Origin of the sequence: Streptomyces sp. IBSBF 3136 (assembly GCF_036815105.1) — a bacterium.
Lineage (GTDB): Bacteria > Actinomycetota > Actinomycetes > Streptomycetales > Streptomycetaceae > Streptomyces.
The window spans coordinates 14797-30578 of record NZ_JAJSZC010000084.1 but is presented as its reverse complement, the minus strand read 5'-3'; the positions used below and the strand labels follow the sequence as shown (position 1 = coordinate 30578).

16 protein-coding genes are annotated in these 15782 nt (G+C 71.1%); 8 read left to right on the top strand and 8 right to left on the bottom strand.

The features are described from left to right. Nucleotides 1-102: 102 nt before the first annotated feature. The 5 genes from folP (at nucleotide 103) to V7E45_RS19520 (ending at nucleotide 3315) form a co-directional block, all read left to right on the top strand. Complete coding sequence (gene folP / locus V7E45_RS19540; RefSeq protein WP_333775465.1) at nucleotides 103-1017, top strand: dihydropteroate synthase; 915 nt, start codon at nucleotides 103-105, stop codon at nucleotides 1015-1017. Then, complete coding sequence (locus V7E45_RS19535; RefSeq protein WP_333775464.1) at nucleotides 1014-1553, top strand: nuclear transport factor 2 family protein; 540 nt, start codon at nucleotides 1014-1016, stop codon at nucleotides 1551-1553. Before folP ends, V7E45_RS19535 begins: the two co-directional genes overlap by 4 nt. A gap of 249 nt (nucleotides 1554-1802) precedes the next feature. Further along, nucleotides 1803-2162 (top strand): dihydroneopterin aldolase, encoded by a 360-nt coding sequence (gene folB, locus V7E45_RS19530; RefSeq protein ID WP_355987165.1) that lies wholly within the window; start codon nucleotides 1803-1805, stop codon nucleotides 2160-2162. Then, nucleotides 2159-2770, top strand: coding sequence for a 2-amino-4-hydroxy-6-hydroxymethyldihydropteridine diphosphokinase (gene folK / locus V7E45_RS19525; protein WP_333775462.1), 612 nt, complete (start codon nucleotides 2159-2161; stop codon nucleotides 2768-2770). Before folB ends, folK begins: the two co-directional genes overlap by 4 nt. Nucleotides 2771-2829: 59 nt before the next feature. Then, nucleotides 2830-3315, top strand: a complete 486-nt coding sequence (locus V7E45_RS19520) for a DUF3180 domain-containing protein (RefSeq protein ID WP_333775461.1) — start codon at nucleotides 2830-2832, stop codon at nucleotides 3313-3315. A gap of 31 nt (nucleotides 3316-3346) precedes the next feature. Here V7E45_RS19520 and folE read toward each other — a convergent pair whose 3' ends face one another. From folE to dacB, 6 genes are all read right to left on the bottom strand, one after another. After that, complete coding sequence (folE, locus tag V7E45_RS19515) at nucleotides 3347-3952, bottom strand: GTP cyclohydrolase I FolE (RefSeq protein WP_020941408.1); 606 nt, start codon at nucleotides 3950-3952, stop codon at nucleotides 3347-3349. A 111-nt stretch (nucleotides 3953-4063) separates the two neighbouring features. Continuing rightward, entirely contained in the window at nucleotides 4064-6103 is a 2040-nt protein-coding gene (gene ftsH / locus V7E45_RS19510; protein ID WP_333775460.1) for an ATP-dependent zinc metalloprotease FtsH, read from the bottom strand. Nucleotides 6104-6310: 207 nt separating this feature from the next. Beyond that, nucleotides 6311-6871: a hypoxanthine phosphoribosyltransferase gene (hpt, locus tag V7E45_RS19505; protein ID WP_043476152.1), complete on the bottom strand. Its 561-nt coding sequence runs from the start codon at nucleotides 6869-6871 to the stop codon at nucleotides 6311-6313. 77 nt (nucleotides 6872-6948) lie between these two features. Continuing rightward, nucleotides 6949-8013: a tRNA lysidine(34) synthetase TilS gene (gene tilS / locus V7E45_RS19500; RefSeq protein WP_333775459.1), complete on the bottom strand. Its 1065-nt coding sequence runs from the start codon at nucleotides 8011-8013 to the stop codon at nucleotides 6949-6951. Nucleotides 8014-8204: 191 nt separating this feature from the next. Beyond that, nucleotides 8205-9338 (bottom strand): zinc-dependent metalloprotease, encoded by a 1134-nt coding sequence (locus tag V7E45_RS19495; RefSeq protein ID WP_333775458.1) that lies wholly within the window; start codon nucleotides 9336-9338, stop codon nucleotides 8205-8207. 79 nt (nucleotides 9339-9417) lie between these two features. Further along, nucleotides 9418-10974 (bottom strand): D-alanyl-D-alanine carboxypeptidase/D-alanyl-D-alanine endopeptidase, encoded by a 1557-nt coding sequence (gene dacB / locus V7E45_RS19490; RefSeq protein WP_333775468.1) that lies wholly within the window; start codon nucleotides 10972-10974, stop codon nucleotides 9418-9420. Between the two features lie 124 nt (nucleotides 10975-11098). Between dacB and V7E45_RS19485 the strand changes: the two genes are divergently transcribed. Beyond that, nucleotides 11099-11590 (top strand): inorganic diphosphatase, encoded by a 492-nt coding sequence (locus V7E45_RS19485; RefSeq protein WP_020941402.1) that lies wholly within the window; start codon nucleotides 11099-11101, stop codon nucleotides 11588-11590. Nucleotides 11591-11707: 117 nt separating this feature from the next. Beyond that, complete coding sequence (locus tag V7E45_RS19480) at nucleotides 11708-13369, top strand: threonine/serine ThrE exporter family protein (RefSeq protein ID WP_333775457.1); 1662 nt, start codon at nucleotides 11708-11710, stop codon at nucleotides 13367-13369. Nucleotides 13370-13381: 12 nt separating this feature from the next. Here the strand turns inward: V7E45_RS19480 and V7E45_RS19475 are convergent, their stop codons facing one another. After that, the gene (locus tag V7E45_RS19475) at nucleotides 13382-14446 is read right to left on the bottom strand and encodes a DedA family protein (RefSeq protein WP_333775456.1); all 1065 of its coding nucleotides are present in this window, start codon (nucleotides 14444-14446) and stop codon (nucleotides 13382-13384) included. 141 nt (nucleotides 14447-14587) lie between these two features. Between V7E45_RS19475 and V7E45_RS19470 the strand changes: the two genes are divergently transcribed. After that, entirely contained in the window at nucleotides 14588-14953 is a 366-nt protein-coding gene (locus V7E45_RS19470; protein WP_333775455.1) for a YbjQ family protein, read from the top strand. 15 nt (nucleotides 14954-14968) lie between these two features. Here the strand turns inward: V7E45_RS19470 and V7E45_RS19465 are convergent, their stop codons facing one another. Then, the gene (locus tag V7E45_RS19465) at nucleotides 14969-15730 is read right to left on the bottom strand and encodes a MerR family transcriptional regulator (protein ID WP_333775454.1); all 762 of its coding nucleotides are present in this window, start codon (nucleotides 15728-15730) and stop codon (nucleotides 14969-14971) included. Nucleotides 15731-15782: the final 52 nt, after the last annotated feature.

Here is a 15782-nt window from a genome sequence, read left to right as displayed (position 1 = left end):
GCCCCCGACCGGCCCGGACGGAAGCCCCGCCCCCTCCAGCACAGGGGCTTCCGACCGGGCCGCCGCGCGTTCACCCCCACCCCCTGGGCCTACGCTGAACATATGAACAACCACAGCGGGCGCGGCCACCTGGCAGGCCTACCGGAATGGGACCGGTGCGCGGTCATGGGCGTCGTCAACGTGACCCCCGACTCCTTCTCCGACGGCGGCCGCTGGTTCGACACGACCGCCGCCGTCAAGCACGGCCTGGACCTTGTCGCCGAGGGCGCGGACCTGGTCGACGTCGGCGGCGAGTCCACCCGCCCCGGAGCCACCCGGGTGGACGAGGCCGAGGAGCTGCGGCGCGTCATCCCCGTCGTGCGCGGCCTCGCCTCCGAGGGCGTGGTCGTCTCCGTGGACACCATGCGCGCCTCCGTCGCCGAGCGGTCCCTCGCGGCGGGCGCCGCCCTCGTCAACGACGTCAGCGGCGGCCTCGCCGACCCCGCGATGATCCCCGTGGTCGCCGCCACCGGCGCCCCCTTCGTCGTCATGCACTGGCGCGGCTTCCTCGACGGCGGCAACGTCCGCGGCGCGTACGAGGACGTCGTCGGCGAGGTCGTCGACGAACTCCGCGCGCGCGTGGACGCCGTCCTCGCCGGCGGAATCGCCCCCGACCGCATCGTCGTCGACCCCGGCCTCGGCTTCTCCAAGGAGGCCGACCACGACCTCAGCCTCCTCGCCCACCTCGACCGTCTGCACGCCCTCGGGCACCCCCTGCTCGTCGCCGCCTCCCGCAAGCGGTTCCTCGGCCGCGTCCTGGCCGGCCCGCAGGGTGCGCCCCCGCCGGCCCGCGAGCGCGACGCCGCCACGGCCGCGGTCTCGGCCCTCGCCGCGCACGCCGGCGCGTGGGCCGTACGAGTGCACGAGGTGCGCGCGACGGCGGACGCGGTGCGGGTCGCCCGCGCCGTGGAAGGGGCGCGCACGGCATCCGGCACGCCCGCGCAGAACGGCGAGCACGGGGCGGAAGGAGCCAGGTGAGCGCCCCCCACACCGACGTCGAGCAGGTGGAGGCGGCCAACACCGCCTTCTACGAGGCGATGGAACGCGGGGACTTCGACGAACTGTCCTCCCTCTGGCTCACCCCCTCCGACCTGGGCGTCGACGAGGAGTACCACGACCCGGCGGACAGCGGCGTGATCTCCTGCGTCCACCCCGGCTGGCCGGTCCTCACCGGCCGCGCCGAGGTCCTGAGGTCCTACGCCCTGATCATGGCGAACACCGACTACATCCAGTTCTTCCTCACCGACGTGCACGTCTCCGTGACCGGTGACACGGCCCTGGTGAACTGCACCGAGAACATCCTCAGCGGCGGCCCCGCCCCCGAGGACGGCGACGAACTCGGCCCCCTGCTCGGCCAGCTCGTCGTCGCCACCAACGTGTTCCGGCGCACCCCGACCGGCTGGAAGCTGTGGTCCCACCACGCCTCCCCGGTACTGGCCGAGACCGGCGAGGACGACGAGAACGGACAGAACGGGGTGAACGGCGCGGATCCGGACGACAGTCCCCTCGCATGAGCGAGTACGCGGCCCGCAGGGAGCAAGAAGTGGTTGGAATCACGAACCCGCGGGTATGAGCGGCTACCAGCCCATGACGCGGCCGGGTTCCCCAGGGGAAACACAAGGTGAAGCCTGCGCGCACCCGCCCGGGCCCACGCCCCCACGGCCCGGTCGCGTCAGTGCCCGCAGGTAGATTCGTCTGAGGCCGGTGTGCCGCCCGCACGCGACACCCGCCGGCCGTTCCCGACGATTGCAGGAGTGATTCGCGTGGATCGTGTCGCGCTGCGCGGCCTGAAGGCCCGCGGGCACCACGGGGTGTTCCCCAGGGAGCGCGAGGAGGGCCAGACCTTCCTCGTGGACCTCGTCCTCGGCCTGGACACCCGGCCGGCCGCCGCCGACGACGACCTGACGAAGACCGTGCACTACGGCATCGTGGCCGAGGAGGTCGTGGCCGTGGTCGAGGGCGAGCCGGTGAACCTCATCGAGACACTCGCGGAGCGCATCGCCCAGGCCTGCCTGAAGCACGAGCATGTCCAGGAGGTCGAGGTCCGCGTCCACAAGCCGGACGCCCCGATCACCGTCCCCTTCGACGACGTGACCGTCACCATCACCCGGAGCCGAGTATGACCCGACCTTTCGCCCTGGGCCACAGCGACCCGACCGTCCAGCCGGTGCCCGCGTCGGTCGTCGAACAGGTCGACGCCGCCGACACCACCCTGAGCAACCCGAAATGGGCCGTGATCTCCATCGGCTCCAACCTCGGCAACCGCCTGGAGACCCTCCAGGGAGCCGTCGACGCGCTGGAGGACACCCCCGGCGTCCGCGTCAAGGCCGTCTCCCCCGTGTACGAGACAGAGCCGTGGGGCGTCGAGCCCGGCTCCCAGCCCTCCTACCTGAACGCGGTCGTGGCCCTCAAGACCACCTTGCCGCCCTCCTCCCTGCTGGAGCGCGCCCACGCCGTCGAGGAGGCCTTCAACCGCGTGCGGGACGAGCGCTGGGGCCCCCGCACCCTGGACGTCGACATCGTCGCGTACGCGGGCGTCACCTCCGACGACCCGCGCCTCACCCTGCCCCACCCCCGCGCCCACGAACGCGCCTTCGTGCTCGCCCCCTGGCACGACGTCGACCCCGAGGCCCAGTTGCCCGGCCGCGGTCCGGTGGCCGACCTCCTGGCGGTCCTCACCCGCGACGGCGTCGAAGCCCGCACGGACCTGGAACTCCGACTGCCCGAGTAGTCGTTAAGGTCAAGGACGACCACAGTCCGGGAGCGGTCCGGGGGAGCTGAAGGGACAACGTGAGAGAGCTGCATATCAGGGTGCTGATCGGCGTGTTCGTCGTGGCCGGCGTCCTGTCCTGGGCGGGCGCCCGCCTCTGGAACTCGGTCGGAACCCTGCCCAGCGTCCCCTTGGCCGCCCCCATCGTCCTCGCGCTGATCGCGGTGGTCCTGCTCTCCACGGCGCTCTCGCTGCGCGCCCGCTTCAAGGCCCAGCGCGAGCGCCGCCCCGGGGCGAAGGGCGTCGACCCCCTGATGGCCGCACGCGCCGTCGTCTTCGGCCAGGCCAGCGCCCTGGTGGCCGCCCTGGTCGCGGGCATGTACGGCGGCACCGGCGTCTTCCTGCTGGAACTCCTCGACATCCCGACCCGCCGCGACCAGGCCATCTACGCCGGCTTCTCGGTCCTGGCGGGCATCGCCGTGATAGCGGCGGCCCTGTTCCTGGAGCGGGTCTGCAGACTCCCCGAGGACGACGAGAACAATACGGGCGCGGAACCGGCGGCCTGACCGGCCTGACCGCCGGCTCCACGCAGCCGGGTCAGCGCGCCAGTATCAGGCTCATCGCCTCGGCACGGGTGGTGGCGTCCCGCAGCTGGCCCCGCACCGCCGAGGTGGTCGTCTTGGCACCGGGCTTGCGGATGCCCCGCACCGACATGCACATGTGCTCGGCCTCGATGACGACGATCGCGCCCCGCGCCTCCAGAATCCGGACGAGGGAATCCGCGATCTGGGTGGTGAGTCGTTCCTGCACCTGCGGACGCCGGGCGAACACCTCGACGAGGCGGGCCAGCTTCGACAGGCCGGTGATCTTGCCGGTCTCCGCGGGGATGTAGCCGACGTGGGCCACGCCGTGGAAGGGCAGGAGATGGTGCTCGCACAGGGACACGATCTCGATGTCCTTCACCAGGACCATCTCGTCGTGCCCCAGATCGAAGGTCGTCGTCAGCACGTCCTCGGGTTCCTGCCACAGCCCTGCCAGGAGCTCCCGATAAGCCCGCGCCACCCGTGCCGGCGTGTCCCGGAGGCCCTCGCGGTCCGGGTCCTCGCCCACCGCGATCAGGAGCTCGCGTACGGCGTTCTCGGCTCGCTTCTCATCGAACTCGCCGATGAAGCCGTCGCCGGCCAGCGTCACGGGGTCGGTCATCTGATGCCTCGTTCCTGTACGTCTTGCTCGCGGGCAAGCGAAATGCCGCGCCCCCCAGGCTAAAACCTGGGGGGCGCGGCATTCATTCCGGCCCTGTCGGCCGGGACAGGGTCAGCTCTCCGGGCGGTCGTCCGGGGTCTGGTCCGTCACGGGGGCGGACTCGGCTGCCGTGGACTTGGCCGTGCTGATCGCCGCCGTGGACCCGTTCGCGCCGTTGGTCAGTGCGAGCTCCTTGGGAGAGAGCACCGGCGGGCGGGTGGAAGGCGTACGGCGGGAGGAGCCGGTCCAGGCGGGCCGCGGCGGGCGCTTGTGGATGGAGGCGAAGATCTCGGCGATCTCCTCCTTGCCCAGGGTCTCCTTCTCCAGGAGGGCCAGGACGAGGTTGTCCAGCACGTCGCGGTTCTCGACCAGGATCTCCCAGGCCTCGTTGTGAGCGGTCTCGATGAACTTCTTGACCTCTTCGTCCACCAGAGCGGCGATCTCTTCCGAGTAGTCGCGCTGGTGAGCCATCTCACGTCCGAGGAAGGGCTCGCTGTTGTCGCCGCCGAACTTGATGGCGCCGAGCCGCTCGGTCATGCCGTACTGCGTGACCATCGCGCGGGCCAGGTTGGTGGCCTTCTCGATGTCGTTGGCGGCGCCGGTGGTCGGATCGTGGAAGACCAGTTCCTCGGCCGCCCGGCCGCCCAGCATGTAGGCGAGCTGGTCGAGCATCTCGTTGCGGGTGGTCGAGTACTTGTCCTCGTCCGGGAGCACCATCGTGTAGCCGAGGGCACGGCCGCGCGAGAGGATCGTGATCTTGTGGACCGGGTCGGAGTTCGGTGAGGCCGCCGCGACCAGGGCGTGGCCGCCCTCGTGGTACGCGGTGATCTTCTTCTCCTTGTCCGACATGATCCGGGTCCGCTTCTGCGGGCCCGCCACCACGCGGTCGATCGCCTCGTCCAGAGCCTTGTTGTCGATCAGCTTCTGGTCGCTGCGGGCGGTGAGCAGCGCGGCCTCGTTGAGCACGTTGGCGAGGTCGGCGCCGGTCATGCCGGGGGTGCGCCGGGCGACGGCGGCCAGGTCGACGTCGGACGCGACCGGCTTGCCCTTCTGGTGAACCTTGAGGATCTCCATGCGGCCCTGCAGGTCCGGCGGGTCGACCGCGATCTGGCGGTCGAAGCGGCCCGGTCGCAGCAGCGCCGGGTCGAGGATGTCGGGCCGGTTCGTCGCGGCGATCAGGATCACGCCGCCCTTGACGTCGAAGCCGTCCATCTCGACGAGGAGCTGGTTCAGGGTCTGCTCGCGCTCGTCGTGACCGCCGCCGAGGCCGGCGCCGCGGTGGCGGCCGACCGCGTCGATCTCGTCGACGAAGACGATCGCCGGGGCGTTCGCCTTGGCCTGCTCGAACAGGTCACGGACCCGGGAGGCACCGACGCCGACGAACATCTCGACGAAGTCGGAGCCGGAGATCGAGTAGAAGGGGACGCCCGCCTCGCCGGCGACGGCGCGCGCGAGGAGCGTCTTGCCCGTACCCGGGCGGCCGTAGAGGAGCACGCCCTTGGGGATCTTGGCGCCGACGGCCTGGAACTTGGCCGGTTCCTGGAGGAACTCCTTGATCTCGTGGAGTTCCTCGACGGCCTCGTCGCAGCCGGCGACGTCGGAGAAGGTGGTCTTCGGGGTGTCCTTGGTGATGAGCTTGGCCTTGGACTTGCCGAAGTTCATGACCCGGCTGCCGCCGCCCTGCATCTGGTTCATCAGGAACAGGAAGACGACCACGATCAGGACGAAGGGCAGCAGCGAGAGCAGCACGCCGACGAACGGGTTCTGCTTGGACGGCGACACCGTGTAGCCGTCCGGAATCTGCTTGTCCTGGTACTTGGCCTGCAGCGTGTTGGCGATGGTCACGCCCTGGTCGCCGATGTAGCTCGCCTGGATCTTCGAGCTGTCCTCGACCTTCACGCCGTCTTTGAGTGTGACCTTGACGGTCTGCTCGTCACCGGTGGTGAGTTTGGCCGACTCGACCTTGTTGTCGTTGATCGCCGCCACGACCTGGCCGGTGTCCACCGTCTTGTAGCCGCCGGACGAGCCGACGACCTGCATCAACACGACCACGGCAAGGACGGCCAGCACGATCCACATGACCGGCCCACGGAAGTATCGCTTCACGTCCATCCATACGGAGCGGTGTCGCCCCGTCCCTCCTGCCATAGTGAGTTTGATAAGACAGTTCTTCTGACGGTACCCCAGCATTGTTGCCCGAAGCCGCACGGAGCGGCATCGACGGCCGGCATTCCCGTCTCTGCATGCTCCAACGCCGCGAAACCCGCTGGGGTTCCCGATCGTCTTACAGGGACTGGCCCTGTTTGGCGCAGCCGCCGGTCAGCCGCCGTAGACGTGGGGCGCGAGCGTACCCACGAACGGCAGGTTGCGGTACTTCTCGGCGTAGTCGAGGCCGTAGCCGACGACGAACTCGTTCGGGATGTCGAAGCCGACCCACTCGACGTCGATGGCGACCTTGGCGGCGTCGGGCTTGCGCAGCAGCGTGCACACCTTGAGGGTGGCGGGCTCGCGGGACCCGAGGTTGTTGATCAGCCAGGACAGGGTCAGGCCGGAGTCGATGATGTCCTCGACGATCAGGACGTGCTTGCCCTTGATGTCGGTGTCGAGGTCCTTGAGGATCCGCACGACACCGGAGGACTGGGTGCCCGCGCCGTAGGAGGACACCGCCATCCAGTCCATGGTGACGGGGGTGGACAGCGACCGGGCGAGGTCCGCCATGACCATCACGGCGCCCTTGAGCACGCCGACGATGAGCAGGTCCTTGCCCGCGTATTCCGCGTCGATCTTCGCGGCCAGCTCGGCCAGCTTCGCGTCGATCTCTTCCTTGGTGATGAGCACCTGCTGAAGGTCGGCACCCATGTCTTTCGCGTCCACCCGCATCACTTTCGGTCGTCCCGCACTTACGGCCTCCGGCTTCCCGGACCGGCCGCCGGAGCGTCGCTCCGGGAGGTCGGGATTCAGCCTTGCCGAATCACCAGTCTGCCACCCTGGCGCTGGGCGACGACTTTGCCCGGGAGATTGATGGCCTTCTGGCCGCGCCAGCCGGTGATCAGCCGGTCGACTTCCTCGATGTGGCGGGCGAAGAGCGAGCCGGCCGGGGCGCCGGCCTCGATGGCGGCGCGGCGCAGGATGCGGCGGCGTACGGCGGGCGGGAGCGCGTAGAGCTTGGCGCACTCCAGCATTCCTGCGGCGTCGCGTACGGAGGCCTCGGCCTGCCTGGCCCAGGCGTCGAGGGCGTCCGCGTCGTCGCGGGAGAGCTGGGCGGTGCGGGCGAGGGCTTCCACCACGCCTTTGCCGAGGGCCTTCTCCAGGGCGGGCAGACCTTCGTGCCGTAGCCGGGAGCGGGTGTAGGCGGGGTCGGCGTTGTGCGGGTCGTCCCAGACGGGCAGGGACTGGACCATGCAGGCCTTGCGGGCGGTCTGCCGGTCGAGGTGGAGGAAGGGGCGCCGGTAACGGCCGTCGACCCCCGAGACCGCGGCCATGCCGGACAGGGAGCGGATGCCGGAGCCGCGGGCGAGGCCGAGCAGGACGGTCTCCGCCTGGTCGTCGCGGGTGTGGCCGAGCAGGATCGCGCTCGCGCCGTGACGGAAGGCGGCGTCGTCGAGGGCCGCGTAGCGGGCGTCGCGGGCGGCGGCTTCGGGTCCGCCCTCGCGGCCCACGGTCACGGCGATGGACTCGACGGGGTCGAGGCCGAGTTCGCGCATCCTGAGGACGACTTCGTCGGCGCGCAGGCCGGAGCCCGGCTGGAGGCCGTGGTCGACGGTGATACCGCCGGCGCGGATGCCGAGCTTGGGGGCTTCGAAGGCGAGGGCGGAGGCGAGTGCCATGGAGTCGGCGCCGCCGGAGCACGCGACGAGGACGAGCGGGGAGGGGCGCTCGGTGCGGCCCGGCGCGCGGGCGCCTTCGCCGGCCGCGGTGGCTGCCGCCGCTTTTTCGGGTGTTCGGCTGTGGTCGGTGAGTAGGTCGTGGAGGACGCGGCGAACCGCCAGGCGTATCGCTGCGACCGCAGGATGGGGACCCATGTCCGGTTCCCTTCATGAAAATGTCGGGGGGCGAGCCCGAGTCCGGTCACTCAGAGTGTGTAGATGGTGACAGAAGCGGGCCGTTCCCCGAGCATTGCACGCCTACCCATGGCTCACGGTCCCTCGGACGGGTGATTGGAGGGGCGGTCGCCTGCCGTCGGCCGGATTCCTTTCACGACGTGCTCACCGGTTCACGACTCGGCCTTGCGGTGCACGCGGGCGACCCAGTCCGCCGGATCGGCGATCTCGGCCTTGGTGGGCAGGGTGTTGGGCGAGGTCCACACGCGGTTGAAGCCGTCCATGCCGACCTGGTCGACGACGGCCCGTACGAAGCGCTCGCCGTCCCGGTACTGCCTCAGTTTGGCGTCCAGGCCGAGGAGTTTGCGCAGCGCGAGGTCGAGACGGGAGGCGCCCTTGGCACGGCGCTGCTGGAACTTCTCGCGGATCTCGGCGACGGACGCCACGACCTGCGGCCCCACGCCGTCCATGACGAAGTCGGCGTGGCCTTCGAGCAGGGACATGACGGCGGTGAGGCGGCCGAGGATCTCGCGCTGGGCCGGGGTCTGCACGAGTTCGACGAACGAGCGTCCGCCGTCGTCCTCCTCGCCCTCGGGGCGTCCGCCGGCGAGGGACTGGGCGGCGTCCCTGACGCGTTCGAGGACGGTCATCGGGTCGACGTCGGTCTCGGCCAAGAAAGACTGGATTTCACCCTCGAGGTGGTCGCGGAGCCAGGGCACGGCGGTGAACTGGGTGCGGTGGGTCTCCTCGTGGAGGCACACCCAGAGCCGGAAGTCGTGTGGCTCGACGTCGAGTTCGCGCTCCACGTGGACGATGTTGGGGGCGACGAGGAGGAGGCGGCCGCCGCCGTTCTCGCCGGCCGGGAGGTCGCGGGTGGAGGGGGCGAAGGTCTCGTACTGGCCGAGGACGCGGGAGGCCAGGAAGGAGAGCAGCATGCCGAGTTCGACGCCGGTGACCTTGCCACCGACGGTGCCGAGCACGGCGTTGCCCGGGCTGTTGCCGCGACGTTCCTGCATCTTCTCGAGGAGGGGCTTGAGGAGTTCCCGGAAGCCGGCGACGTTGGCCCGTACCCAGCCGGGGCGGTCGACGACGAGGACCGGGGTGTCGTGGGCCTCGTCGGTGCCGAGCCGGGTGAAGCCCCGGACGTGTTCCTCCGAGGCCTTGGCGTGCCGGCGCAGCTCCGCGACGACGGAGCGGGCCTCGTCGCGGCTGACCTCGGGGCCCGGTCGTACGAGCCGTGTCGCGGTCGCCACCGCGAGGTTCCAGTCGACCATCCCGGGAGATGCGGTGCCACCGAAGCTCGTCATGCGTCAACGGTACGTGAGCGTCACCGCTCGGGGCAGGCCGTGCGCGGTACGGGGCCGGCCGGGTCGCGCGGGCAAGGGGTCACCCGCAGCCGCACCCGGCCAGGGCCGTGGCCGTCGCGTCCAGGGCCGCCTGGGCCTCGGGCGGGTTGGTGGTGCCGGAGGCCAGGAAGGCGAAGGCGAGGAGCCGGCCGTCCTTGTCGACGACCGTGCCGGCCAGGGTGTTCACGCCGGTCAGGGTGCCGGTCTTGGCGCGTACGACCCCCGCGGCGCCGTTGGTGTAGCGGGCGGCCAGGGTGCCGGTGAAGCCGGCGACGGGGAGGCCGGTGAGGACCGGGCGGAGGCCGGGGTCCGCCGGGTCGCCCGCCTTGACCAGGAGGGCGGTGAGGAGGTCCGCGGTGAGCCGGTCGTCGCGGTCGAGGCCGCTGCCGTCGTGGAAGGCGGTGCCGGCCATGGGCAGGCCGAGCTTCCCGAGCCGGTCGGCGACGGCCTTGGCGCCGCCGGCGAAGCTCCCCGTGCCGCCGCTCGCCAGGGCGGTCTGGCGGGCCAGGGCCTCGGCGATGTCGTTGTCGCTGTTGGTCAGCATGCGCTCGACCAGGGCGGACAGCGGGGGCGAGGAGACGGTGGCGAGCGTGTCGGCGGTACCGCCGGCCTTGGAGGGGCCGGGGGCCGAGGTCCTGACGCCGGCGTCGTTCAGGAAGCCGGCGAACTTGTGCGCCGCGTCCGCCGCCGGGTCGCTCACGCGGGTGGCCGGGCCCTTGTCGGAGCCGTCGGTGCGGCCCTCGTCCACGGTCAGGGCGCTGACGGGGGCGAGGTTCTCGTTGACGCCGATGCGGTGCAGGGCGGGGCCGGAGTAGAGCGTGGTGTCGTAGGAGAGCGTGACCTCGTGGACGTCGCGCTTCTTCAGCGCCTCGGCGGTGCGGGCGGCGAGCGTCCGCAGGCCGGCCCAGCCGTCGGCCTCACGGTGGGCGGTGAGCGTGGGGTCGCCGCCGCCCACGAGGACGAGTTCCCCGGTGCCGGGTTCGAGGGTGGTGCGGGTGGTGAAGCGGTGGTCGGGGCCGAGGGCGGACAGGGCGGCGACGGCGGTGGCGATCTTGGTGGTGGAGGCGGGGGTGAGGGCCTTGCCGGCGCCGGAGCCGTAGAGCCGGCCGCCGGTGCCGATGTCCACGACGGACGCGGTGTGGGTGCCGCCGAGCGCGGGGGCGTTCAGGAGCGGCTCCAGAACGTCCGCGAAGGCCTTCTGGCCGGGCGGGGCCTTCTTGGTGCTGACGGCGTCCGCGCCACCGCCCAGGCTCGCGAGGACGGCCGCGGCGCTGGGGGCGGGCCTGGGCACCCCCGAGGTCGTGCCGGCGGAGCCGTGATCTGCGCCACCTGAGCGCTCCAGGGCGGCGGCCCGGTCGCGTTCGGCCGTACGCTGACCGTTGGCGTCCCAGGGGCCGGCGGCGGTCACCACACCGGCGGCCAGTGCCAGCCCGGCGGTGGCGGCGCCCGCGCTGTACTGCCAGGTCCGGACGTTCGGCGTGCGGGAAGGGCGGTCCGGCCCGGGTCGTACCGCCTTCGTCAGCCGCGCGACCCGCGGCTTCGCGGCCGCCGCCGCACGCGCCAGACGCGGTCGTACGGCGTTCGCGATCCGCACCACATGCGGCTTCGCGGCTCGCCAAGGTCTCACCTCTGGCACGACCACCAGCCCCTTTCGCGATCACACACCTGCGTGAGGGACACTTAATCACCAGAACTATGTGCTGATCATGGAGGAGCCACCGGTGGAGTTCGACGTCACGATCGAGATCCCGAAGGGTTCGCGGAACAAGTACGAGGTGGACCACGAGACCGGTCGGATCCGCCTGGACCGTCGCCTCTTCACCTCGACCGCCTACCCGACCGACTACGGCTTCGTCGAGAACACCCTCGGCGAGGACGGCGACCCGCTGGACGCGCTGGTCATCCTGGACGAGCCGACCTTCCCGGGCTGCCTCATCAAGTGCCGTGCGATCGGCATGTTCCGGATGACGGACGAGGCGGGCGGCGACGACAAGCTGCTGTGCGTCCCGGCCACCGACCCGAGGGTGGAGCACCTGCGCGACATCCACCACGTGTCGGAGTTCGACCGCCTGGAGATCCAGCACTTCTTCGAGGTGTACAAGGACCTGGAGCCCGGCAAGTCGGTCGAGGGTGCCAACTGGGTGGGCCGCACGGACGCGGAGCTGGAGATCGAGCGTTCGTACAAGCGCTTCAAGGAGACGGGCGGTCACTGACCGGCCGGTTTGCCTGCGACGGGCCGCGGTCACCCTCCCGGGGGTGGGCGCGGCCCGTTTGCGTACCCGTGCGCATACTGAGGCTGACGGAAGGCGTCGTTCAGGGAGCGGTACGAGGTGACGCAGGCGGAGGACAGGAAGCCGCGGTCGGACGAGGCGCGGACCACCTACGACCCGGAGATCACGTCCGAGTTCGCCATTCCCGCGGGCCTGGAGGTGTCCCGGGGCGGCGGGGAGCCGGAGACCACGTCCGAGTTCGCGGTGCCGTCGGGTCTGCACACGCGGCAGCCGCCGGCCGCGGAGGCGGAGGGGTCGGCGTTCACTCTGCCGAGCACCTACAGCGCCCAGGACGCCCCGCCCGCGTTCACGCCCGCGACGGGCGTACCGGCGGTCAGCCTGATCAAGGACGCGCCCTGGCAGGACCGGATGCGCACGATGCTCCGCATGCCGGTGACCGAGCGGCCGGCGCCCGAGCCGGTCCAGCGTGCCGAGGAGGGCGGGCCCGCGGTCCCGCGCGTGCTCGACCTGACGCTGCGTATCGGGGAGCTGCTGCTGGCGGGCGGGGAGGGCGCGGAGGACGTGGAGGCCGCGATGTTCGCGGTGTGCCGGTCCTACGGCCTGGACCGCTGCGAGCCGAACGTCACGTTCACACTGCTGTCGATCTCCCACCAGCCGTCCCTGGTGGACGACCCGGTCACGGCGTCGCGCACGGTACGGCGGCGGGGTACGGACTACACCCGGCTGGCGGCCGTGTTCCGGCTGGTGGACGACCTGACCGACCCGGAGACCCATGTCTCCCTGGAGGAGGCCTACCGGCGGCTGGCGGAGATCCGCCGCAACCGGCACCCGTATCCCGGCTGGGCGCTGACCCTGGCGAGCGGGCTGCTCGCGGGCTCCGCCTCGGTGCTGGTCGGCGGTGACGTGCTGGTGTTCGTGGCGGCCGCGCTGGGCGCGATGCTCGGCGACCGGCTCGCGTGGCTGTGCGCGGGGCGCGGGCTGCCGGAGTTCTACCAGTTCACGGTGGCCGCGATGCCGCCCGCGGCGATCGGGGTGGCGTTCGCGCTGGCGCACGTGGGCGTGGCGGGGTCGGCCGTGGTCACCGGTGGTCTGTTCGCCCTGCTGCCCGGGCGGGCCCTGGTGGCGGGTGTGCAGGACGGGCTGACGGGTTTCTACATCACCGCGTCGGCCCGGCTCCTTGAGGTCATGTACTTCTTCGTCGGCATCGTCACCGGCGTGCTGATCGTCCTGTACTTCGGTGTGAAGGTGGGCGGCGAGCTGAACCCGGACGCGGCGCTGATCGTCTCGCAGCGGCCGGTGGTGCAGATCGTGGCCTCCATGCTGCTGTCGCTGACCTTCGCGGTGCTGCTCCAGCAGGAGCGGTCCACGGTGGTGTGGGTGACGCTCAACGGCGGGGTCGCGTGGTCGGTGTACGGCGCGATGCATGTCGCGGGCGGCATCTCGCCGGTGGCGTCCACGGCCGTGGCGGCGGGTCTGGTGGGACTGTTCGGGCAGTTGCTGTCCCGGTACCGGTTCGCCTCCGCGCTGCCGTACACGACGGCGGCGATCGGGCCCCTGCTGCCGGGTTCCGCCACCTACTTCGGGCTGCTGAACATGGCGCAGAACCAGGTCGACAAGGGCCTGGTGTCGCTGGCGAACGCGGCGTCCCTGGCCATGGCCATCGCGATCGGGGTCAACCTGGGCTCGGAGATCTCCCGGCTGACCCTGCGGATCGGCTCGGCCGGCAAGCGCCGGGCCGCGAAGCGCACGCGCGGCTTCTGACCGCCCGCCCGCTCAGCGGTCGCCGTGGCCGTACGGGTACTGCCGCTGGTCGTGACCCTGCTGGTCATAGCCCTGCTGGTCATAGCCCTGCTGGTCATAGCCCTGCTGGTCGTACTCGGGCTGCGCGTACCGCTGCTGCGGGGCAGGCTGCCGCTGGTCGTACCGGGGCTGTCCGTACTGCGGCGGCTGCTGCTGCTGCGGGTACCCCTGCTGGTCGTAGTACCGGTCGTCGTAGCCGCCCTGGTCCCAGTACCCCTGCTCCTGCTGGGGCTCCTGGTACTGCGGCTGGTGGCGGGGCTGGTGCTGCGGCTGGTACTGCTGCTGGGGCTGGGGCTGCTCCGGCTCGATGCGGCGCAGGCGGGTGGTGGCGTCGTCCATGACCGGCCCGGACTGGTGCGGGGTCCGGAACTGCTCGGGGGCCGCCTGCTGCTCGGGCAGACCGGCCGCGGCCTCCTTCCTGGCCTTGCCGCGCGCGCGGAGGAACTCGATCGCGATCGGGACCACCGACACCAGGACGATCAGGATGAGGATCGCCTCGATGTTGTTCTTCACGAAGTCGTGCCGGCCGAGCCAGGAGCCGAGCAGGGTGACACCGGCTCCCCACAGGACGCCGCCGATGACGTTGAAGACCACGAAGGAGCGGTACTTCATGCCGCTGACACCGGCGATGATCGGCGTGAACGTGCGCACGATCGGCACGAAGCGGGCGAGGACCAGGGACTTCGGGCCGTACTTCTCGAAGAACTCGTGCGCCTTGGTGACGTTCTCCTGCTTGAACAGGCGGGAGTCCGGCCGGTTGAACAGCGACGGGCCGACCTTCTTGCCGAACATGTAACCCGCCTGGTCGCCCAGGACCGCGGCGAGGCAGATCAGGGCGATGGCGCCCCACAGCGGGAAGTCCAGCTTGTTGCCGGTGATCAGCAGGCCGCAGGTGAACAGCAGCGAGTCGCCCGGCAGGAAGAAGCCGATGAGCAGGCCGGACTCGGCGAAGACGACGAGCAGCAGACCCCAGATGCTGTAGGTCTCGAGCAGGTAGTTGGGATCCAGCCAGCTCGGGCCGAGGGCGAGTGTCATCACGGGTCCGGGCTCCTGAGGGGAAGAGGCGGCTACGGCGTCTGGGGGACGGCCGCACAAAGCTATCAACGCGATGTGACCGCCCCAGGTTCCACCGGCGCCTCCAGGATGCACTGTGGGGCGACTGGGGCAAAGCTGTGAGCCATGGGACTCGATGACTACGGCGGCGGCCAGGGGCCCCAGCCGGACGTGCTGGTCGTGACGACGAACGATGTGCCCGGCCACCGGGTGCAGCAGGTGCTGGGCGAGGTGTTCGGGCTCACCGTGCGCTCCCGGCACATCGGCAGCCAGATCGGCGCCGGGCTGAAGTCGATGATCGGCGGCGAGCTGAAGGGGCTCACCAAGACGCTCGTGCAGACCCGCAACCAGGCCATGGAGCGACTGGTGGAGCAGGCACGCGCGCGTGGGGCCAACGGCGTGCTGATGTTCCGGTTCGACGTGACCGAGGCCGCGGACGTGGGCACGGAGGTGTGCGCGTACGGGACAGCGGTGGTCCTGGCCCAGGAGTAGCCCCCGGGCCAGGCGTCACGCGGTGTGCCGGTCGGCGTTCGCGGCGATCGCCTCGCTCAGGTGGTCGGCGAACCCGGGCCGGGTGGAGTCGTAGTACGCCTTGAAGCGCTCGTCGGCGACGTACATGCTGCCCAGGCAGCGGTGCATGGCGTGCGGGCACTCGTAGAACCACCTGCCGATGTGCAGGCGGTGCTCCTCGGCCAGGTCCATGGCCGCCTCGCCGGACGGCTGCCCGCCCGCGGCCATCAGGGCGACGTAGCGCGCGGTCCAGTCGTCGTTCTCGGCCTTGAGACGCTTCCAGTCCTCCTTGGTGTAGCGGGCGGCGCGGCGCTGCGACTCGGCGTAGGGCTCGGTGCCGCCCCAGCGCCGCTCGGTCTCCTCGGCGTACTTCTCCGGGTCGTTCTCCCCGAAGACCTCGAACCGTTCCTCGGGGGTGAGGTTGATGCCCATCGTGCGTGCCTCCATGGCGTGCTCCACGGCCGCGGCCATCTTCTGCAGCTTCTCGATCCGGGCGGTCAGCAGGTCGTGCTGGCGGCGCAGGTGCGCGGCCGGGTCCGCCGCCGGGTCGTCGAGCAGGGCCGCGACCTCGTCGAGCGGGAAGCCGAGCTCGCGGTAGAACAGGATCTGCTGGAGCCGGTCGAGGTCGGCCTCGGTGTAGCGCCGGTGCCCGGCGTGGGTGCGCTCACCCGGTACGAGCAGCCCGATCTCGTCGTAGTGGTGCAGGGTGCGCACCGTGACGCCGGCGAACCCCGCGACCTGTCCCACCAGGTAGCTCAATGCCCGCTCCTTTTCTTCGTCGGCTTCGGTACGCCGTCCACGGTGAGGCCTC